Source organism: Marinobacterium stanieri (genome assembly GCF_900155945.1).
Lineage (GTDB): Bacteria > Pseudomonadota > Gammaproteobacteria > Pseudomonadales > Balneatricaceae > Marinobacterium > Marinobacterium stanieri.
Window position 1 is genome coordinate 325750 of sequence record NZ_FTMN01000004.1, and the last position, 18906, is coordinate 344655.

Genomic DNA, 18906 nt, shown 5'->3' on the forward strand with positions numbered 1-18906 from the left:
CCAAACTAAACCGAATCCTCAGACCTTCGCCTGTGCCACCTTATCCATCACAAACTCAATCAACGCGCGGGTTTTCACCGGCAGGTTTTCACGATGAGGATAGAGCATATGCATGGTGCGGCCCTCCATGGACCAGTCCGGCAGCAGCTGTATCAGCTCACCGCTTTCCAGCTCTTCTGACACCACATAACGCGGCATACAGCAGGCGCCCAGATTCTGTTTCACGGCATCGACAGCGAAGCGGATTTCATCGGTACGCAGGTGGGCATGGGGCGTAAAGGTAACGGCGTGCCCATCCGGGTCCTGAAAACGCCAGAAGGCAGAGCGCTTGAGCACCACCAGTGGCAGCTCGGCCAGTTCTTCCGGCCGCTGCGGTTGCGGGTGTCGCTGCATCAATTCCGGTGTCGCCACCACCACCATTTCAGTTTCCATCAATGGGCGCGATATCCAGTCATTCAGGGTCACCTTGCCCAAACGGAAAGCGATATCGATGCTGTTTTTGACCAGATCCACATTCTGGTTGCTGAGAAACATCTCCACACTGACCCGCGGATTTATCTCCATGAATTCAAACACCCAGGGTTTGACATAGTGGTGCCCCAGCGTGAGCGGCGCCGTAATCTTGATATCGCCGGACAGAGACGACAGCTCCGAGTTTACATCCTCGGAGCGCATTTCCAGTTCGGTCATCACCGGAGACAGGCTGTTGAAAAACCGCTGGCCGGACTCGGTCAGGCCAAATTTTTTGGAGCTTCGATGTACCAGCTTGTAGCCCAGCTGTTGCTCAAACGCCTGCAGACGACGTGACAGCGTCGAAGTAGGTATATCCAGATAACGGGCTGCAGAGACCAGACTGCCCTTTTCAACCACTTTGATGAAATAGTAAAGATCCTGATAGTTCATATTATTATTCTCAAAAATGAAATCTTGCCTTCCCGCATATCCAGTAGATAAATATCCACACCGGCCTATATTGAACAACCATAACACAGCAAATATCGGGCGCTATCCAGTTTTTACTCCGATTTATGCATTTCAGCCTGCTTAAGCTTCAGGTCCTTCATGATGCCAGAAACAGAATCTACAGCGTCAAACCCGTCCAGTGTCACGGTGGTTATTTCACGCCGCGTCATCAAAGGTCAGGAAGATCATTTCGAGCAACTGAGCAGTGAAATGACCCATCGAGCATCGCGCTACCCGGGTTACCTGGGCGCTGACCTGTTTCGCCCGGCCAGTGCCAACGATCCTGAATATCGCATCATCTTCAAGTTTTCAGATCAGGAGTCGCTGGCTGCCTGGCAAGCTTCCAGCGAGCGTGCGGAGATACTGGAACAGATAGAGCCTCTGCTGGTCAGCCCCAGCGAAGTCGAAACCCTGTCCGGGATCGTCAACTGGTTTACCTTGCCCGGCCATAACCCGGTCAAACCACCTGCAAAGGCCAAAATGACATTTGTCAGCTGGCTGGCTCTCTACCCGACCGTGACGCTGATCTTTTTCCTGTTCGGCGATCTGTTGGCACAGGTACCTCTGTTACTGCGCACGCTGCTGGTCACGGCTGTGGTCATGGTCGTCATGTCCTATGTACTGATGCCTCGATTTACACGCTGGTTTGCCTTCTGGCTTTTTCCAAAACATGAACAGAACGAACGCTGAGACAGCGCTCCCATTCAGGACCCCCAATGACTTTGAAATTGACCGTTGTCGACCAATCTCCCGTTCAGGGCTTGCCCGCCAACACTTCACCGGTGGCCATCAGTGTCGACCTGGCGAAGGCCTGTGACCGCCTTGGCTATCACCGTTACTGGCTGGCAGAGCATCACAACAGCGTAAACTTTGCAGGCCCCTGCCCCGAGATTCTGATCGGGCACATTGCCGGTCAGACACAACGTATTCGTGTTGGCAGCGGCGGTGTCATGCTCACCCATTACAGCCCTTACAAGGTGGCCGAGCAGTTCAGCATGCTGGAAACCTTATATCCCGGGCGGATCGATCTGGGCATCGGCCGAGCTCCAGGTGGTGATGCGCTGGCCTCCAACGCCCTGGCTTACCCGGCTCAGCCGGGACTGGAGGACTATGCCGAGCAGTCCTGGTTATTGCAGCAACTGCTCCATGGTCGCTTGCCAGAGGATCACCCCTATAAAAATCTGCAGGTCATGCCCGGTGAGCCGGCAACTCCACAGACCTGGATGCTTGGCTCCAGCGGTGGCAGTGCAGGCCTCGCCGGCCAGGTGGGCATGAAAATGTGCCTGGCACTGTTTATCAGTCCGGACCCGGCTCCGCCCAGCGTCATTAGCGAGTACAAGCGAGCCTGGGCAGAAGCAGGACATGAGGGCCAACCCGAAGCCAGTATCGCGGTCGCGGCCCTCTGTGCCGACAGCCGTGAGGAAGCAGAGTACCTGGCTGCACCCGCGGTCTACTGGAAGGTCAAAGCCTTCCGTCAAGGCGTCCGTGAAGTGGTGAAACATCCGGATGAAGCCTGGCGTCTCAGGGATCAGCTGCCCCCTTCGGATCAGGGCTTTTTTAATGCCGTGCTCAATTCCATGGTACTGGGCTCGGCAGATGAGTGCGCCGAACAGATCAGTCAGGTAGCAGACCAATATCGTAGTGATGAAGTAGGTATCGTCACCGTCACACACGATTACAAGGACCGGCTGGGCAGTTATGAAAGGCTGGCAAAAAGGATGCTATGATCGGCGCTTTTGCACGACGCGGTATCTCCAGTGAACCTGATCCTGCTCTACACTTCTGACTTTATCAGCCCTCACCTTGTGCGCCTGACTGACCGCCGCTTTCATCACATGCGCAGCGTTCACCAGGCGCAGGTCGGAGAAGCGTTCAAGGTCGGGGTGCTTGATGGCCTGGTCGGCCAAGGCAAAGTCTCTGCACTGAGCGATGACTATATAGAGTTGCAGGTTCAGCTGGATCAAGCGCCGCCCAAACCCTTGCCCCTGCACCTGATCATGGCGCTGCCGCGCCCGAAAATGCTTAAGCGCACGCTGGAAACAGCCGCCACTCTCGGCGTGAAAGACCTTTGGCTGATCAACTCGTACCGTGTCGACAAGAGCTACTGGTCCACGCCGATTCTGAAAGCGGACAAGACCCGTGAGCACCTGCTGCTGGGACTGGAACAAGCCGGCGATACCCGTTTGCCTCGGGTGCACCTGCGCAAGCGCTTCAAGCCCTTTGTCGAAGACGAGCTGCCGGCACTCGCACGCAACACCCGGGCACTGGTTGCTCACCCCTATGACGCCGCGCCCTGCCCTGACCCCGAAGCCAGTCCGACCACACTCGCCATTGGCCCTGAAGGCGGCTTTATTGCCTACGAGGTTGAAAAGCTGCAAGAAGCTGGCCTGGAGAGCATTCACCTGGGCCGTCGCATCCTGCGCGTTGAAACCGCCGTACCCGTGTTGCTGTCTCGGCTCTTCCCGCTCTAAGCCTGACCCAGCGCAAGGTATATCTGGAACACTGGTCTATATAATTCATTGCCATAATTCGAAAACAAGAATCAAACGCAATAGCATTGACATAAGAACCAAAACTAATAACAATTCGCATTAAGTTTTTAAGATCATTTTCCGGGGGACAGCCCGGCATATGGAGACAACGATGACCGCAAAAAAAGCATTACTGGCAGGCTTGGCTCTTTCAACTTTTGGCAGTGTTGCTCAGGCTGCTGACGAAGTGAACATTTACTCCTATCGTCAGGAGTTCCTGATCAAACCGCTGCTGGAAGCTTTCACCGCTGAAACCGGCATCAAGGCCAACGTTATCTTCTCCAAAAAAGGACTTCTGGAGCGTTTGGAACATGAAGGCGCCAACTCACCGGCAGACGTTCTGCTGACTTCTGATGTAGGCCCCCTGTACGACGCCGTTCAGCGCGACCTGGTCGCCCCCATCGATAGCGACATTGTCGATGCCAATGTGCCGTCTCAGTACCGCTCCAAGGACGACAAGTGGGTCGGCCTGACAGCACGCTCACGTATCATCTACGCATCCAAAGATCGTGTTGAAGACGGCGAGATCCAGACTTATGAAGATCTGGCTGACCCGAAGTGGAAAGGTCGTATCTGTACCCGAAGCGGCAAGCATTCCTACAACCTTTCTCTGATCGGCTCAATCATTGAACATAATGGTGAAGAACAGGCCGAACAGTGGCTGAGCGCTGTAAAAGACAACCTGGCTCGCCGCCCTCAGGGTAACGACCGTGCCCAGGTGAAAGCCGTCAAGGAAGGCCAGTGCGACCTGGCACTGGGTAACACCTACTACTACGGCAAAATGCTGACCAACACCAAAGAGCCGGAACAGGTCGAGTGGGCCAAGTCCGTCAACCTGGTATTCCCGAACCAGAATGACCGTGGTGCGCACATGAGCATCTCCGGTGCTGCCCTGGCCAAGAATGCACCGCATCCGGATGCTGCCATCAAGCTGATCGAGTTCCTGACCAGCGAAAAAGCACAGAAGATGTACGCCGAAGTAAACTACGAGTTCCCGGTTCGTGCTGGCATCGAGTGGTCCGACCTGCTGAAAGAGCACATGGGCGAATTCAAGGCTGACGAAGTAAACCTGGGCGATGTGGTTAAACACCGCGCAGATGCATCTCGCCTGGTCGACAAGGTCGGCTTCGACAACTGATTTGTTGTTGAATAATCGACAGTTGCACACTGAAACGGTAGTCTTCCCGGCTACCGTTTTTGTGCGTATTACCAAACCATGAACGACATTACCGCCACTGCTGCACCACCGCTGATTGATACCCGCAAGCCCCGTCGCCTGATGCCGGGCTGGTATTCCATCGCCTGGGGCAGTGCGATTCTGGTAATGTTGCCGGTGCTGGCCGTGTTCTGGCTGGCGCTGTTTCCGACCGAAAACATCTGGCCACACCTGGTCGACACCATTCTTCCAGTCTATATCAAGACTACCCTGCTCCTGCTGGCCGGTGTCGGCAGCCTGTCTGTGATAATCGGCGTGGGTACCGCCTGGCTGGTCACCATGTGTAACTTTCCCGGCAGGCGTATTTTCGAGTGGGCTCTGTTACTGCCCTTTGCCATGCCGGCCTACCTGATCGCGTACCTGTATACCGATCTGCTGGAATATGCCGGACCACTGCAAACCCTGCTGCGAGACCTGTTTGGCTGGCAAACCGCTCGCGAATACTGGTTCCCCGAAATTCGCAGCCTGGGGGGCGCCATTCTGATGCTGACCTTGGTGCTCTACCCCTATGTTTACCTGCTGTCTCGCGCCAGCTTTCTGGAACAGTCCATGAGTATCCGCGATGCCAGCCGTATTTTTGGCTGCTCGCCACTGCAAAGCTTCTACCGCGTGTCCCTGCCCATTGCGCGCCCGGCCATCGCTGTAGGCCTGTCACTGGTCTCCATGGAGACTTTGAATGACTTTGGTACCGTGGATTACTTTGCCGTCAAAAGCCTCTCTGCCGGCATCTATGATGCCTGGCTGAACATGGGCAACCTGGGGGCTGCCGCTCAAATCGCGACCCTGATGATGGTGTTCGTAATTCTGCTGATCTCGCTTGAGCGCATCGCTCGCGCCCGCCAGAGACAGTTCACCAACGCCGACCGTTTCGGCAGTATCGACCGCTACAGCCTGTCACCCGGCAAATCGGCACTGGCCACCCTGGCCTGCGCCCTCCCGGTGGTACTCGGCTTTCTGGTGCCTTTCCTGGTACTGGGCAGTTACGCCGTTCGCCGCCTGGATCAGCTGGGTGAGGCTGACTTTCTGGCCCATGCCAGCCACAGCTTTACCCTTTCCGCGACGGCTGCCCTGCTGACCGTTGCCGTGGCGATTGTGTTGGCCTACAGCAAACGCCTCTACCCCAGCCACCGCTCCTTGACGCTGGCCTCCCGCTTCAGCAGCCTGGGCTACGCCCTGCCCGGTGCGGTACTGGCTATTGGCGTGATCATCCCGCTGGCGGCTTTCGATAACAGCGTGGATGCGTTCATGCGCGAGCATTTCGGCTTTGGCACAGGCCTGCTGCTCAGCGGAACACCTTTTGCCATTGTCTTTGCCTACTGCGTTCGCTTCCTTGCGGTCTCCACCGGCAGTGTCGACTCGTCACTGGCCAAGGTAACTCCCAGCATGGATATGGCCTCCCGTTCGCTGGGCCTCAACCCGCTGCAAACACTGCGCCGTGTTCACCTGCCCCTGATCCGGGGTGGACTCTTGACCGCCGTGCTGGTGGTCTTTGTGGATGCCATGAAAGAACTGCCGGCCACACTGATCCTGCGCCCGTTCAACTACGATACCCTGGCTACTTACGTGTACCAGTATGCGTCTGACGAGATGCTGGAAACCAGTGCTTTGGCAGCCATGCTGATTGTGCTGGTGGGGATTGTTCCGGTGATACTGCTGAGCCGTTCTATTACTTCGACTCGACAGGGTCGGTAGGGTTTAGAGCCGGGTTCGTTTGGGCTGGGTATTCGCGCGCGGAGCGCGCTCCCACATTTTGCAGGCTTTCCCAAATAGGAAGCAGGTGTGCTGGATTAAGCCTTCGCGTGCGGAGCACGCTCCCACAACCAGTTCCCAATACCACAGCAGCAAAATGCCCACCTTATAATGGTAACTGTGGAATTTGTCGGAGGCCGCCGCTCCGCGGCCGAACGATTCAAGCGCCTGACAACACCTCAACGCTTAATAGCAACGTAGACACCCTCCAGACGCATACACACCTGCTCCTGACAAAGCACCTCAACTACCAATTCCAGTTTACCCTTGCCTCGCTCCTCAACCCGCTCGGCCAACGCATCAGCGGCTGAAAGGTCAGGCAAGGTAACGCGGGTCTCGAAATCAGTGGTCACCGGCTTGAGGTACTGCAGATGGCTATCAGCAATCACCACGTCGCATTCCAGCCCACGCTCTTTCAGGCAGAGTGTGGTCAGGCACCAGCCGGCCACTGTGGCAATGGCCGCTTGAGAGCCGCCAAAACCGGTCCCCTTGTCATTCACATTGGGCGCCAGCGGCGTCGGCACTGTCAGCGTTTGCCCGTCCCAGCCCAGCTGTTCAATGCCAAGATGCTCCAGCAGAGGGATTTGGGTTTTGAGCCATTTCAGAAAGTCCTGGGTATTGGTTTGCATGACTGTCCTTATGGTTGGTGTGCCGAGACTCGACTGGATACAGAAACATTTCGCACGCGGAGCGCGCCCCCACAACCTTTCATCCACATCTATTATGCCGGGCCATGCTATCAATGTGGGACTGTTCGCGCACGGAGTGCGCTCCCACGACGGTATCACAGCCCTGCAAAGAACAAGTGTGGGAGCGCACTCTGTGCGCGAATAATGAGCTAATTACAGCTCAATCACCCCAGCGGCTGACAAACTGATCCACATCCAGCTTAGGCGCGTCCTTGTCGCGACCCGGCTGCCCCAGGTAGATATAACCGACAATGCTTTCGCCTTCGCTCAACCCCAGGCCCTTTTCCACATGCGCGTTGTAGGCCATATCGCCGGTTCGCCACATGGCACCCAAACCCTGGGCATAGGCTGCTTGAGTAATCGCATGTGCTGCACAGCCAGCAGAGATCAGCTGCTCGCTGTGAGGTACCTTGGGATGCTCACGGGTGACCGCAATCACGGTGATGATCATCGGGGCTCTGAGCGGCATGTTCTGACACTTTTCCAGACGCGCGGCTGAGGCTTCAGGGTCATCCGCACGTGCGGCATCCGCATACAGCTGCCCCATGCGTTTAAGCCCTTCACCTTCAGTGACCAGGAAGCGCCAGGGGCGCAGGGCACCGTGATCCGGTGAGCGCAGCGCCGCTTTGAACAGGTTGTCCAGCTGCTCCCGTGTCGGGGCCGGTCCTTCCAGTTTGGGGCATGAAACGCGGTTGATCAGGGCATCGAGTGCCTGCATGTGACTCTCCTGTAGGCTTACTGGCGTGAAAGGCGCAGATTCTGGGGCGTGTCATTGATGCTGGAGCGGTACGGGTTGATATCCAAACCGCCGCGGCGCACATAACGTGCATAGACACTGAGCTTTTGTGGTCGGCAACGCTGCCAGATATCCATGAAGATGTTCTCCACACACTGTTCGTGGAAATCACCATGCTCACGGTAGGAGATCAAATACGCCAACAGCCCCTTGTGATCGATCTGAGGCCCCTTGTAGCGAATCTGCACACTGGCCCAATCCGGCTGCCCCGTTACCGGACAGTTGGACTTGAGCAGGTGACTGACCAGCGTCTCATCCTGCACCTGACCACCTGAGGTCAGCAACTGCGGCGCCGGGGTATAGTGTTCAACCTGCAGCGGCAATTCATCCAGGCACAGCCCCTTGAGCTGCTGCACTTCTACCGGCGCATTGAGGGACGTCAGAATCACATCCACCGGCGCGCCAGCCGCCGCACTCAAGTCTTCTTGCATGCGTGTGCGCACCTCAGCTTCATTGCAGAAACGGCTCAGGTTGTAGGAGTTCAAATACAGCTTGAATGACTTGGACTCGATAATATTCGGCGAGCTGGCAGGAATACGAAACTCGGCCAGACGCACTACCGGTTTGCCGCCCTGATCAAGCCAGGACACCTCATAGGCGTTCCAGATATCCAGGCCACGGAACGGCAGCGACGAACGTGTGACGCCCTTGGCCTGCCAGTTCAGGTCACGCGCAATGGGATACAGCAGCTTGGGGTCGTATTCGTTGACATAGGCGGTCTCCTGCCCCAGCGGCGATGCCTTGACTTGATGATGTTCGCTCATTATTCACGAATCCCCTTGCCGGTATTGAGCAGATGCATGGCATAGCCCCCCAGCAATACGATAAAACCGATAATCATGGCAAAAGCGAAACCGATATTGATATCGCTGACACCCAGGATACCGTAACGGAAACTGTTCACCATGTAGAGTATAGGATTGAGCTGAGATACGCCCTGCCAGAACCCGGGCAGCAACTGAATGCTGTAGAAGACACCGCCCAGATAGGTCAGCGGGGTCAAAATAAAGGTCGGCACGATGGCAATATCATCGAAGGTTTTGGCATATACCGCGTTGATAAAACCGCCCAGCGCAAACAGAATCGCCGTCAGCAACACGACCGCAATGGTCACAAACAGGTGATGGATCTGCAGGTCGGTGAAGAACAGGGACAACAGGGTCACAATAAAGCCGACGCCCAGGCCACGCGAAGCACCACCGATGACATACCCCGCCAGGATCACCCAGTTGGGTACCGGCGAGACCAGCAACTCTTCGATGTTGCGCTGGAACTTGGTTCCGAAGAAGGATGACACCACATTGCCGTAGGAGTTGGTGATCACGGACATCATGATCAGACCCGGCACGATATATTCCATGTAATCAAACCCGCCCATATCACCGATACGCGAGCCGATCAGGTTGCCGAAGATAATAAAGTAGAGCGTCATGGTGATCGCTGGCGGCAGCAAGGTCTGCACCCAGATGCGCGTAAAGCGGCGGATTTCCTTGACGACGATGGTGACGAAAGCGGTCCAGAGCAACCGGGTGTTCATGCGCGCTCCTGTTTCAGGTTCTTGTCGACCAGGGATACAAACAACTCTTCCAGACGGTTGGCCTTGTTACGCATGCTGGTCACTTCCATGCCCTGCTCCGCCAGAAATTTGAACAGCTCGTTCAGGCCCTGTGACTTGGGTACATCCACTTCCAGAGTATGCGCATCGCGCGGGCGAATGACGTAGCCGTTCAACTCGGGCAGCTCGGTAAAGTCGTCTTTCAAATCCAGAATGAAGGTTTCGGTATCCAGCTTCTGCAACAGTGCCTTCATGCTGGTGTCCTGGATAATGCTGCCGTGGTCAATGATGGCGATATTGCGGCACAGGCTTTCAGCTTCTTCCAGGTAATGGGTGGTCAAAATAATGGTGGTGCCCGCCGCATTGATCTCGGTAAGAAAATCCCACATGGACCGACGCAGTTCGATATCCACCCCGGCTGTCGGCTCATCGAGAATCAGCAGCTTGGGTTCATGTACCAGCGCGCGGGCAATCATCAGGCGCCGCTTCATGCCACCGGACAGCATGCGGGCACGCTCATTGCGCTTGTCCCAAAGCCCCAGCTTGCGCAGGTAGGTTTCAGCGCGCTCGGTCGCCTGCTTGCGCGGAATTCCGTAGTACCCTGCCTGGGTAACGACGATATCCAACACCTTTTCAAACGGGTTGAAGTTGAACTCCTGAGGCACCACACCCAGGCACTGTTTCGCCTGAGCCAACTGGGTATCCAGGTCATACCCGAACACCTTTACCTTGCCCGAGGTTTTATTCACCAACGATGAGACAATGCCCAGCGTAGTGGATTTGCCCGCCCCGTTTGGCCCCAGCAACGCGAAGAAATCGCCCTGCTGAACATCCAGAGTGATGCCTTTTAGGGCCTCGAAACTGTTGCCATAAACCTTGCGCAGGTCCTGTATCGATAGCGCTGTCGTCATGTCCTGCCTATGCGTTTGTCTGCGTTTCTATATATTAGGAGAAGCTTGTTGATGAGGTCGGAACTTGAAAATTCAACCCAAGCCCTCCATTGTACCCCTTCCAGCGCCTCGCTTCCTGCCCCGGCGCACCCGAACCAAGCTGTTACCACTGGAGCCCTGCGTGACCAATTCCCATGCCTTTCACCTCAATCTGCTGAAAATTGCCTACAACAACCTCACGCAACAGGCCGATTTCAAGGATGACCAGGTTGAGAGCGTCAATATTGAGTTTCTGAATCAATTTGCCAGCCTGGTTGAGGCCTATGAGCAGCACCAGCCCGGCGCTTACGACCAGGGACAGGATGTGCTGGTGCGCATGGTGCGCAGCTACCCCCAGTACGTTCACCTGGTGGCACGCGATCTGTTTTGGCTATTCGGCGGTGAGTGCTTGCACTTTATGAGCGATGAAGAGATTGGCCAGTTCCAGCAGCTGGATGAAGCCCTGTCAGAAGCAGAAGCCCAGCAGCATGAAGTGGATTACCTGCAGCTACGACAGGCGGTACTGGACCCCGGCTCTGATACCAGACACTAACCGGTTTGCGGATGTAGCGAGCAGCTTTTCACATCTGCTCGCTGCACGTGAATCAGCTGCGCGCGCTCAACTCTTCATACAACGCCACAAACGCCTGGGTCAGCTTGTGCTGAGGTGCCATGTACACAAGCGGCTTGGCTTCGTTGTGAGATTCTTTCATTTTCACCGACGCCGGCAAGCGTGTTGCCAACACTGGCAGATCTTCGGCTTCAAGGCCCGCAACGATCTTCTGCGGCAGTGACGCACGCGGCTGGAACTGATTCACCACGATGCCTTCGATCTGCAAGTCCGCGTTATGATCTTCCCGCGTTTCCCCCACATTGTTGAGCAGGCTGTAGAGTGCCTGACGCGCAAACTCGTCACAGTCGAACGGGATCAGACAGCGCTCGGCCGCAACCAGTGCCGATAGAGTGAAGAAGTTGAACGCCGGCGGCGTATCGATGTAGATCACATCGAAATCCTCCTTGAGCTCAACCACGGCATCACGCAGCTTGTAGATCTTGTGCTTGCTTTCCAGCTTGGACTGGAGATCACCCAGGTCGGGATGCGACGGCAGAATCGACAGGTTATCGAACGGTGTCGCATGCACAAAGGAGTGCGGCGGTAGAGGCTTGAGCTGGAAGCTCAGGGCCTGCTCAAAAAAGCCGTATACATCAGACTCGGGGTTGTTGGCATCATCCCCCAGCAGGTAATGGGTCGAGTTGCACTGGGGATCAAGATCGATCACCAGTGTCCGCGCCCCCCGGCTGGCCTCAATGGCCGCCAGGTTAACGGCGATGCTCGATTTACCCACACCGCCTTTCTGATTGAATACCACTCTGCGCATGATACAGAACTCCGCAAATATCCTTATCCCTGGGACAGAAGGTCGCGCAGGTCAATAATGGCCGCGTTGGCGCGTGAAATGTAGGACGCCATCACCAGTGAATGGTTGGCCAGGAAACCGAACTCGGTACCGTTCAGAATCATCGGGCTCCACACGGTGGACTGGGTCGCTTCCAGCTCACGAATAATCTGACGCAGGCTGGCACGGGCATTTTTCTTGTCCAGTGCTTCGCCAAAATCCTGCTCAACCGCTTCCAGCAAGTGGATCAGCGCCCAGGAAGTTCCGCGTGCCTCATAGAAAACATTATCAATTTCCAGCCAGGGCGTTTTCACTTCCATTTCGCCATCGGCCGCAGTTGACTGACGTCCGGCGCTGTCACCAGCCAAGTCCGTATTGATGCGGCGCTGGCCAACACTGGCGCTCAAACGCTGGGACAGGCTGCCCAAACGGGTGGACACATCGCCCAGCCAGTCGCGCAGGTTATCGGCACGGGCATAGAACTGTGCATTCGGCTGGCTGGTATCACCCAGCCGATCACGATAGTCACGCAGCAGTTTCAGAGCCTTGCGGTATTCGCGCTCGGAAGACGGCAGAATCCAGTTGCGATGGTCAAAGTGCAACAGCGGCTCGGCCTTGGCCAGTGCCGGATCTTCAGTTGATTGTGACTGGGAGCGACTGAAGCTCTTGCGCATGGCACGGCTCATGTCACGGACCTGAACCAGCACACCGAATTCCCAGGCAGGCATATTGTCCAGCCAGAGCCCCGGCGGGAACATGTCGTTGCTGAGGTAACCGCCCGGCTTGTCCAGCAACGTCTCGGTCATGTGAATCAGTGTACCTGCGGTGTGTGTACCAATGACCGGTTTGCCATCGGTCTGGAGTTCCGCCTGATTACGGACATCGAAGCCATCCGGGGTGCTGCTCCAGAACATCCCCAAGACCAGTGCCACCAGCAGCCATGCCAGAATTGCACCCAGCCCCCACTGCAAAAATCGGGCTGAACAGCAGCGGTCCCAAATACTGAGCCAGATACGTTCCAAACGCTCCACACTTAACTCCTTGCTTTATGTAGCCTGACCGTCGCTAAAACTGCGGTCTGAATGTTGCATTGCACTATGGCGAAATTCCGCATTCCGGTCAATCAACCGTTTGAGTCGAGAGACACGAATAACGACCGGTATCCACTGATATAAGCCTAACTTCGGCAAACTCGCTGCTATCAGGCGTTTTTTAATCTGGCGCCATAGACAGCCTTTCCACTTTGATGCACACTACCGACCTTAGTTTATAACCCCTGGCTGTCACGATTTTCGCGGAGTACCGGCATGGCCCATATTCTGGTTTTGAACGGTCCCAACCTGAACCTGCTCGGCACGCGCGAGCCCGGTATCTACGGGACTCTGACCCTGCGTCAGATAGAAACCATGATTCAGGATCAGGCTGCTGCACTGGGACACTCCGTCGAGTGTTTTCAAAGTAACGCCGAATTTGAATTGATTGAACGCATCCACCAGGCTCCATCTCTGGACACCGCGTTCATCATCATCAACCCGGCGGCCTTCACACATACCAGTGTGGCCATCCGCGACGCTTTGCTGGGGGTAGGTATACCCTTTATTGAAGTTCACCTGTCCAATGTGCATGCCCGTGAACCCTTCCGTCAGCATTCCTATCTGTCCGACAAGGCCGAGGGTGTGATCCGTGGTCTGGGTCCGGCCGGGTACCGCTTTGCGCTGGAAGCCGTTCATGAGCGACTCAGTGCCGCGGCAACATAATGTGACAGTTTTAATCCTAAACACCTGAATCAGAGAAGCCGTCTTAGTATGGATATTCGCAAAGTCAAAAAGCTGATCGAGCTGCTGGAAGAATCCAACATCAACGAAATCGAGATCAAGGAAGGCGAAGAGTCTGTCCGCATCAGCCGCGGTGGTAGCGTGGTAGCAGCGGCGCCCGCTCCGGCTCAGATGATGGCTCCGGCAGCGGCACCTGCTCCGGCTGCAGCACCGGCTCCGGCCGCAGCTGAAGCACCGGCTGAAGCGGCTCCGACAGGTCATGCCGTTTGCTCTCCGATGGTCGGCACCTTTTACCGTGCACCCTCTCCCACCTCTGCCGCGTTTGTTGAAGTGGGCCAGAGCGTCAAGGCTGGAGACGTGATCTGCATCGTTGAAGCGATGAAGATGATGAACCAGATCGAAGCCGATAAATCCGGTGTTATCGAGAGCATCCTGGTCGAAGATGGCCAGCCGGTCGAGTTCGACCAGCCGCTGATCACCATCGCCTGATAGCAGACCAAGGATACTCACTATGCTGGACAAAGTGCTGATTGCAAACCGGGGCGAGATCGCATTGCGAATCCTCCGTGCGTGCAAGGAGCTGGGCATCAAGACCGTGGCCGTGCACTCCGCTGCCGACCGCGATCTGATGCATGTCCGCCTGGCTGATCAGGCGGTCTGCATCGGACCTGCTCCTTCTCCGCAAAGCTACCTCAACATCCCGGCGCTGATCAGTGCCGCGGAAGTAACCGACTCTGTCGGTATCCATCCGGGTTATGGTTTTCTGGCAGAAAATGCGGACTTTGCTGAACAGGTTGAGCGTTCCGGCTTTACCTTTATCGGCCCGCGCGCCGACACCATCCGACTGATGGGTGACAAGGTTTCAGCCATCGACGCCATGAAAAAAGCCGGCGTACCCACAGTGCCCGGTTCTGACGGCCCGCTGCCGGATGACAATGAAACCATCTACAAGGTTGCCCGTCGCATCGGTTACCCGGTGATCATCAAGGCGGCTGCCGGTGGTGGTGGTCGTGGCATGCGTGTGGTTCACACCGAGGCACACCTGTCCAACGCGGTTCAGGTGACCAAATCCGAAGCCAAGGCGGCGTTCGGTGATGCCACCGTGTACATGGAAAAATTCCTCGAGAAGCCACGCCACGTCGAAGTACAGGTACTGGCTGACGGCCAGGGCAACGCCATCCATCTGTACGACCGCGACTGCTCCATGCAGCGTCGTCACCAGAAGGTGGTGGAAGAAGCACCGGCCCCGATGATCGACGAAGACGCCCGTGCGCGCGTACTCAAGTCCTGTGTCGATGCCTGCATCGAGATCGGCTACCGCGGTGCCGGCACCTTCGAATTCCTGTACGAGAACGGCGAGTTCTTCTTTATCGAGATGAACACCCGTGTCCAGGTTGAGCACCCTGTCACCGAAATGGTGACCGGTGTGGATATCGTTAAAGAACAGCTGCGCATAGCCTCCGGCCTGCCGCTGTCCTACAAGCAGGACGATATCAAGCTGCGTGGTCACTCAATCGAGTGCCGCCTGAACGCGGAAGACCCGAAAACCTTCATGCCAAGCCCGGGTAAGGTTACCCATTTCCACGCGGCTGGCGGCAACGGCGTTCGTGTCGACTCGCACCTCTACAGTGGCTACAGCGTACCGCCGCACTACGATTCCCTGATCGCCAAGCTGATCACCTTCGCCGATGATCGTGAAACAGCCCTGGCCCGCATGCAGAGTGCACTGGACGAGACCCTGATCGAAGGGATCAAGACCAACATCCCGCTGCATCAGGATATCGTGCGCGATACCAACTTTGCCCAGGGTGGCGTGAATATCCACTACCTGGAAAAGAAACTGGGTCTCTGACCTGCCATGGCAGCCCGAGTCCGGGCTGCCATTCTTCCCTCTCTCCCTGAATACCGCTTTGACGACTCCCGCCTTGCCTTGCCCTGCATCAGTATCCTGGGGTTTACCCGTCGCGGATTTAGGACATAATGACAGCACTCATAGACCGGAGTAACAGCATGCCCTGGCTGCAGATCAAAGTTTCCATCCATCCCGAGCAGGCCGAGACCTATGAAGACCTGCTTCTCGCTGCCGGATGTGGCGCCGTCACCTATCAGGACGCGGCCGACCAGCCTATTTTCGAACCCGACCTTGGGACCACCCCACTGTGGAATACCACCGTTGTCACAGGCCTGTTTGATGCCGAGCATGACCTGCAGGAAACCCTGCAACTGCTGCAACAGGCCCAGCAACAGATGGACACACCGGAGGGTGCTTCTCAGCCCGAGTTCAAGGCCGAGATTCTGGAAGACAAGGACTGGGAACGTGAGTGGATGGATCACTACCATCCCATGCAGTTTGGCAAGCGCCTCTGGGTATGCCCAAGCTGGCGTGAAGTACCGGACCCTGAAGCAGTTAATCTAATGCTGGACCCGGGACTTGCCTTCGGCACCGGTACCCATCCCACCACCGCCCTATGCCTGGAATGGCTGGACGGTGAATCCCTGGATGGCCAACAGATTGTCGACTACGGCTGTGGCAGTGGCATCCTGGGGATTGCGGCTCTGCTGCTTGGCGCCGATCATGTACAGGCAGTGGATATCGATACCCAGGCCCTGACGGCAACGCTGGATAACCTGAAGCGTAACGGACTGGAAGCATCCCGGCTGGATACCTATCTGCCACCGGATGCCCCCCTGATCAAGGCCGATACTCTGGTCGCCAATATCCTGGCCGGCCCGCTGGCTGAGCTGGCCCCCACTCTGGCCGAGCGTGTCCGTCCGGGTGGTAAAGTATTGCTCTCGGGCCTGTTGTCCCAGCAGGCAGATGAGCTAACATCTGTATATTCACGCTGGTTTGAAATGGACCCGCCCGCGGAACGTGAAGGCTGGATTCGCCTGAGCGGTACCCGTCGACAGGAGGACTGACGTCTTGGTCGTCACACGCTGCCCCAACTGCCATGCCCGTTTTCGCGTTAGCGACGGTCAGCTCAAGCTGGCCGCCGGGCAGGTTCGTTGTGGCGCCTGCCTGCTGGTGTTCGATGCCCAGCAGCACCGTGTACGACCCGCGCCGACTCGCAAAGCCGAGGCAGCAACACCAGCCTCGGCAGCACCTGAACCGGCACAAATTTCCAACGCCGGCACCGAAACAGCAAAGCCCCGGCCCGAAGCCGCCACTCCTCAAGCGCCTGTGGCTGAGAGCAAAGTACCGCAGCAGCCTGCCATTGAGGCAAGCGTCACCCGCAAGGCTGAAACTGAAACGGCAAAACAGGCTGAGCTTTTTCAGGCAGTGCCCGAAACAGCCCAGGAGGCCACACACAACGACACCGCAAACCGCCCGGACACACTCGATGGCTTTCGCACCGAAGCACTCCATCTGGGACATCCGGCCGATAATGACCCCAACCCTGTTCGCACAACCGGCTGGCTGCTGCTCTGCCTGCTGGCCATATTGGGGCTGGGTGCTCAGCTGATCTGGTTTGAGCGCGCCCAGCTGGCACGCTACTCGGAACTAGGCAGTGTCTATGCACTCCTGTGTGATCAGGTCGACTGCTCGCTGGAGCGCCCCGCACTCGCCTTCATCAAAAATCATGGCCTGATCCTGCAGCCACACCCGCAATACCGCGATGCACTCAATGCCACCATCCTGCTGGAAAACCGGGCGCCCTTTGAGCAGCCCTGGCCAGCCTTGAACCTTCGCTTTACCGATCTTAAAGGTCGTGTGGTAGCACAACGCACTTTCCAGCCTGACGAATACCTGGATGCCGAAACCCTGGACCCGAAGCAGATGCCACCGGGCCAGTCCATGCAGATCAATCTCGAACTGGCCGCCCCTGGACGCCGCGGCACCAGCTATGAGCTGGAGCTTGTCGCTCCCCTCTGACGCTTTTACAGGTCAATTTTTCATCAGAAACGGTTGGCCACCGAGGTCCGAAAGAGTATCATTGCCCACCTTCCGAAAGTTAAACCCTGGTTTGCTGCAGCAATGCGGCAGACACGTGTTTCTTTTACCTTTTTGACGGGATGCGGCATGTTCAGAATCGGCCCATACAACATAAGCAGTCGGGTGATTCTGGCCCCAATGGCCGGTGTAACCGACCGCCCTTTCCGGCAGCTTTGCCGTGAAATGGGAGCTGGGCTGGTGGTGTCCGAAATGGTCACGGCCGACAAGCGCCTCTGGCATACCCGCAAATCCAGTTTCCGTCTTGATCACCGTGGTGAAGCCGAACCCCGCTCCATCCAGATCGCCGGTGGCGATCCGGAGATGCTGGCAGAAGCCGCACGGCTCAACGTGGAAAATGGCGCCCAGATTATCGACATCAATATGGGTTGCCCTGCCAAAAAGGTCTGCAATAAAGCGGCCGGATCCGCCCTGCTGCGTGATGAAACTCTGGTTGAAGAGATTCTGCACGCAGTCGTGGGTGCTGTAGAGGTTCCGGTCACGCTTAAAATCCGCACCGGCTGGTGTCCGGATTCACGCAATGGCGTGCGTATTGCCAAAATGGCTCAGTCTGCGGGGATCGCTGCTTTGGCGGTTCATGGACGCACCCGCGCTGACAAATACCAGGGACAGGCCGAATACGACACCATCGCACGCATCCGTGACGCCATCAGCATTCCTCTGTTTGCCAACGGCGATATCGACTCGCCCGAGAAGGCTTCTCAGGTATTGGCACATACCGGCGCTGACGCCGTGATGATCGGCCGCGCGGCCCAGGGACGCCCCTGGCTGCTCGGACAGATTGACCAGTACCTGCGCAACGGTGAACTGCGCCCTGACCCGACACCCGACGAACAGCATCGCATTTTGCGTCAGCACCTTGACGCCTTGCATCAGTTCTACGGTGAATACCTGGGCGTACGTATCGCACGTAAACATCTGGGCTGGTATCTGCAAAGCTGCGGCAACGACCAGGACTTTCGGCAACGCTTTAATCAACTTGAAACAGCATCAGATCAGCTCGCCGCCGTCGATCAGTATTTTGTTCAACGGCGAAACGCAGCCTGATCCCTGGATTGGGTACAGAAGTACAGTGGAAACCAAAGACGTGAAAGAGACAAACAACAGCGCAAACGCACAGATTCCGCAGCAGACTCTGCGTGACACCGTGCACCAGTCACTGACCAGCTACTTCAAGCAGCTGGACGGTCAGCCTGTTACCGATGTCTATCAGATGGTGCTGTCCGAAATTGAGGCCCCGCTGTTTGAAAGCGTAATGGCCTACACCAAGGACAACCAGACCAAGGCGTCTGAAGTCCTGGGCCTGAACCGCGGCACTCTGCGCAAGAAACTCAAGCAGTACGGCCTGCTGTAA

21 protein-coding genes are annotated in these 18906 nt (G+C 56.7%); 13 read left to right on the forward strand and 8 right to left on the reverse strand.

Features of this window, described 5'->3' with window-relative positions:
* Nucleotides 1-18: 18 nt before the first annotated feature.
* Nucleotides 19-903 (reverse strand): LysR family transcriptional regulator, encoded by an 885-nt coding sequence (locus BW956_RS11485; RefSeq protein WP_076462862.1) that lies wholly within the window; start codon nt 901-903, stop codon nt 19-21.
* A gap of 159 nt (nt 904-1062) precedes the next feature.
* Between BW956_RS11485 and BW956_RS11490 the strand changes: the two genes are divergently transcribed.
* From BW956_RS11490 to BW956_RS11510, 5 genes are all read left to right on the forward strand, one after another.
* Nucleotides 1063-1653 (forward strand): antibiotic biosynthesis monooxygenase, encoded by a 591-nt coding sequence (locus BW956_RS11490; RefSeq protein ID WP_244894362.1) that lies wholly within the window; start codon nt 1063-1065, stop codon nt 1651-1653.
* Nucleotides 1654-1679: 26 nt separating this feature from the next.
* Nucleotides 1680-2690, forward strand: a complete 1011-nt coding sequence (locus BW956_RS11495) for an LLM class flavin-dependent oxidoreductase (RefSeq protein ID WP_076462864.1) — start codon at nt 1680-1682, stop codon at nt 2688-2690.
* Nucleotides 2691-2720: 30 nt separating this feature from the next.
* Nucleotides 2721-3434, forward strand: a complete 714-nt coding sequence (locus tag BW956_RS11500) for a 16S rRNA (uracil(1498)-N(3))-methyltransferase (protein WP_029510998.1) — start codon at nt 2721-2723, stop codon at nt 3432-3434.
* Between the two features lie 172 nt (nt 3435-3606).
* Nucleotides 3607-4632 carry a Fe(3+) ABC transporter substrate-binding protein gene (locus BW956_RS11505; RefSeq protein WP_076462865.1) on the forward strand — a complete coding sequence of 342 codons (1026 nt, stop codon included), beginning with the start codon at nt 3607-3609 and terminating at the stop codon, nt 4630-4632.
* A gap of 78 nt (nt 4633-4710) precedes the next feature.
* Nucleotides 4711-6402 (forward strand): ABC transporter permease, encoded by a 1692-nt coding sequence (locus BW956_RS11510; protein ID WP_076462866.1) that lies wholly within the window; start codon nt 4711-4713, stop codon nt 6400-6402.
* A 236-nt stretch (nt 6403-6638) separates the two neighbouring features.
* Here BW956_RS11510 and BW956_RS11515 read toward each other — a convergent pair whose 3' ends face one another.
* From BW956_RS11515 to BW956_RS11535, 5 genes are all read right to left on the reverse strand, one after another.
* Nucleotides 6639-7088, reverse strand: a complete 450-nt coding sequence (locus BW956_RS11515; RefSeq protein WP_076462867.1) for a YiiD C-terminal domain-containing protein — start codon at nt 7086-7088, stop codon at nt 6639-6641.
* 220 nt (nt 7089-7308) lie between these two features.
* Entirely contained in the window at nt 7309-7866 is a 558-nt protein-coding gene (locus BW956_RS11520; protein WP_076462868.1) for an NAD(P)H nitroreductase, read from the reverse strand.
* Nucleotides 7867-7883: 17 nt separating this feature from the next.
* Nucleotides 7884-8708 carry an NADPH-dependent 7-cyano-7-deazaguanine reductase QueF gene (gene queF, locus BW956_RS11525; RefSeq protein ID WP_076462869.1) on the reverse strand — a complete coding sequence of 275 codons (825 nt, stop codon included), beginning with the start codon at nt 8706-8708 and terminating at the stop codon, nt 7884-7886.
* Nucleotides 8708-9481 carry an ABC transporter permease gene (locus tag BW956_RS11530; protein WP_010322338.1) on the reverse strand — a complete coding sequence of 258 codons (774 nt, stop codon included), beginning with the start codon at nt 9479-9481 and terminating at the stop codon, nt 8708-8710. The genes queF and BW956_RS11530 overlap by 1 nt, the downstream gene beginning before the upstream one ends.
* Nucleotides 9478-10410, reverse strand: a complete 933-nt coding sequence (locus tag BW956_RS11535; protein WP_010322339.1) for an ABC transporter ATP-binding protein — start codon at nt 10408-10410, stop codon at nt 9478-9480. Before BW956_RS11535 ends, BW956_RS11530 begins: the two co-directional genes overlap by 4 nt.
* A 64-nt stretch (nt 10411-10474) precedes the next feature.
* Here BW956_RS11535 and BW956_RS11540 point away from each other — a divergent pair, with 64 nt between their 5' ends.
* Entirely contained in the window at nt 10475-10981 is a 507-nt protein-coding gene (locus BW956_RS11540; protein ID WP_139327169.1) for a PA2817 family protein, read from the forward strand.
* A 52-nt stretch (nt 10982-11033) separates the two neighbouring features.
* On the opposite strand, the gene BW956_RS11545 is transcribed toward BW956_RS11540, so the two are convergent.
* Together BW956_RS11545 and BW956_RS11550 are read right to left on the reverse strand one after the other, a co-directional pair.
* Nucleotides 11034-11807, reverse strand: coding sequence for a ParA family protein (locus BW956_RS11545; protein ID WP_076462870.1), 774 nt, complete (start codon nt 11805-11807; stop codon nt 11034-11036).
* A gap of 23 nt (nt 11808-11830) precedes the next feature.
* Nucleotides 11831-12856 (reverse strand): DUF2333 family protein, encoded by a 1026-nt coding sequence (locus tag BW956_RS11550; protein WP_010322342.1) that lies wholly within the window; start codon nt 12854-12856, stop codon nt 11831-11833.
* A gap of 276 nt (nt 12857-13132) precedes the next feature.
* Between BW956_RS11550 and aroQ the strand changes: the two genes are divergently transcribed.
* The 7 genes from aroQ (at nt 13133) to fis (ending at nt 18906) form a co-directional block, all read left to right on the forward strand.
* Entirely contained in the window at nt 13133-13582 is a 450-nt protein-coding gene (gene aroQ, locus BW956_RS11555) for a type II 3-dehydroquinate dehydratase (RefSeq protein ID WP_076462871.1), read from the forward strand.
* Between the two features lie 48 nt (nt 13583-13630).
* Nucleotides 13631-14089, forward strand: a complete 459-nt coding sequence (accB, locus tag BW956_RS11560) for an acetyl-CoA carboxylase biotin carboxyl carrier protein (RefSeq protein WP_010322344.1) — start codon at nt 13631-13633, stop codon at nt 14087-14089.
* Nucleotides 14090-14111: 22 nt separating this feature from the next.
* Nucleotides 14112-15452 carry an acetyl-CoA carboxylase biotin carboxylase subunit gene (gene accC, locus BW956_RS11565; RefSeq protein ID WP_010322345.1) on the forward strand — a complete coding sequence of 447 codons (1341 nt, stop codon included), beginning with the start codon at nt 14112-14114 and terminating at the stop codon, nt 15450-15452.
* 158 nt (nt 15453-15610) lie between these two features.
* Complete coding sequence (gene prmA / locus BW956_RS11570; RefSeq protein ID WP_076462872.1) at nt 15611-16519, forward strand: 50S ribosomal protein L11 methyltransferase; 909 nt, start codon at nt 15611-15613, stop codon at nt 16517-16519.
* 4 nt (nt 16520-16523) lie between these two features.
* The gene (locus BW956_RS11575) at nt 16524-17474 is read left to right on the forward strand and encodes a DUF3426 domain-containing protein (RefSeq protein ID WP_076462873.1); all 951 of its coding nucleotides are present in this window, start codon (nt 16524-16526) and stop codon (nt 17472-17474) included.
* 147 nt (nt 17475-17621) lie between these two features.
* Nucleotides 17622-18599: a tRNA dihydrouridine synthase DusB gene (dusB, locus tag BW956_RS11580; protein WP_076462874.1), complete on the forward strand. Its 978-nt coding sequence runs from the start codon at nt 17622-17624 to the stop codon at nt 18597-18599.
* A gap of 25 nt (nt 18600-18624) precedes the next feature.
* Entirely contained in the window at nt 18625-18906 is a 282-nt protein-coding gene (fis, locus tag BW956_RS11585) for a DNA-binding transcriptional regulator Fis (protein WP_010322349.1), read from the forward strand.

Excerpts from the sequence above, each read along its gene's own strand:
- prmA (WP_076462872.1), top strand. The coding sequence starts at position 15,611 with ATGCCCTGGCTGCAGATCAAAGTTTCCATCCATCCCGAGCAGGCCGAG.
- BW956_RS11495 (WP_076462864.1), top strand. The coding sequence starts at position 1,680 with ATGACTTTGAAATTGACCGTTGTCGACCAATCTCCCGTTCAGGGCTTG.
- BW956_RS11515 (WP_076462867.1), bottom strand. The coding sequence starts at position 7,088 with ATGCAAACCAATACCCAGGACTTTCTGAAATGGCTCAAAACCCAAATC.
- BW956_RS11545 (WP_076462870.1), bottom strand. The coding sequence starts at position 11,807 with ATGCGCAGAGTGGTATTCAATCAGAAAGGCGGTGTGGGTAAATCGAGC.
- BW956_RS11490 (WP_244894362.1), top strand. The coding sequence starts at position 1,063 with ATGATGCCAGAAACAGAATCTACAGCGTCAAACCCGTCCAGTGTCACG.
- accC (WP_010322345.1), top strand. The coding sequence starts at position 14,112 with ATGCTGGACAAAGTGCTGATTGCAAACCGGGGCGAGATCGCATTGCGA.
- BW956_RS11520 (WP_076462868.1), bottom strand. The coding sequence starts at position 7,866 with ATGCAGGCACTCGATGCCCTGATCAACCGCGTTTCATGCCCCAAACTG.
- queF (WP_076462869.1), bottom strand. The coding sequence starts at position 8,708 with ATGAGCGAACATCATCAAGTCAAGGCATCGCCGCTGGGGCAGGAGACC.
- accB (WP_010322344.1), top strand. The coding sequence starts at position 13,631 with ATGGATATTCGCAAAGTCAAAAAGCTGATCGAGCTGCTGGAAGAATCC.
- BW956_RS11530 (WP_010322338.1), bottom strand. The coding sequence starts at position 9,481 with ATGAACACCCGGTTGCTCTGGACCGCTTTCGTCACCATCGTCGTCAAG.
- BW956_RS11510 (WP_076462866.1), top strand. The coding sequence starts at position 4,711 with ATGAACGACATTACCGCCACTGCTGCACCACCGCTGATTGATACCCGC.
- BW956_RS11485 (WP_076462862.1), bottom strand. The coding sequence starts at position 903 with ATGAACTATCAGGATCTTTACTATTTCATCAAAGTGGTTGAAAAGGGC.
- aroQ (WP_076462871.1), top strand. The coding sequence starts at position 13,133 with ATGGCCCATATTCTGGTTTTGAACGGTCCCAACCTGAACCTGCTCGGC.
- BW956_RS11535 (WP_010322339.1), bottom strand. The coding sequence starts at position 10,410 with ATGACGACAGCGCTATCGATACAGGACCTGCGCAAGGTTTATGGCAAC.
- BW956_RS11505 (WP_076462865.1), top strand. The coding sequence starts at position 3,607 with ATGACCGCAAAAAAAGCATTACTGGCAGGCTTGGCTCTTTCAACTTTT.
- dusB (WP_076462874.1), top strand. The coding sequence starts at position 17,622 with ATGTTCAGAATCGGCCCATACAACATAAGCAGTCGGGTGATTCTGGCC.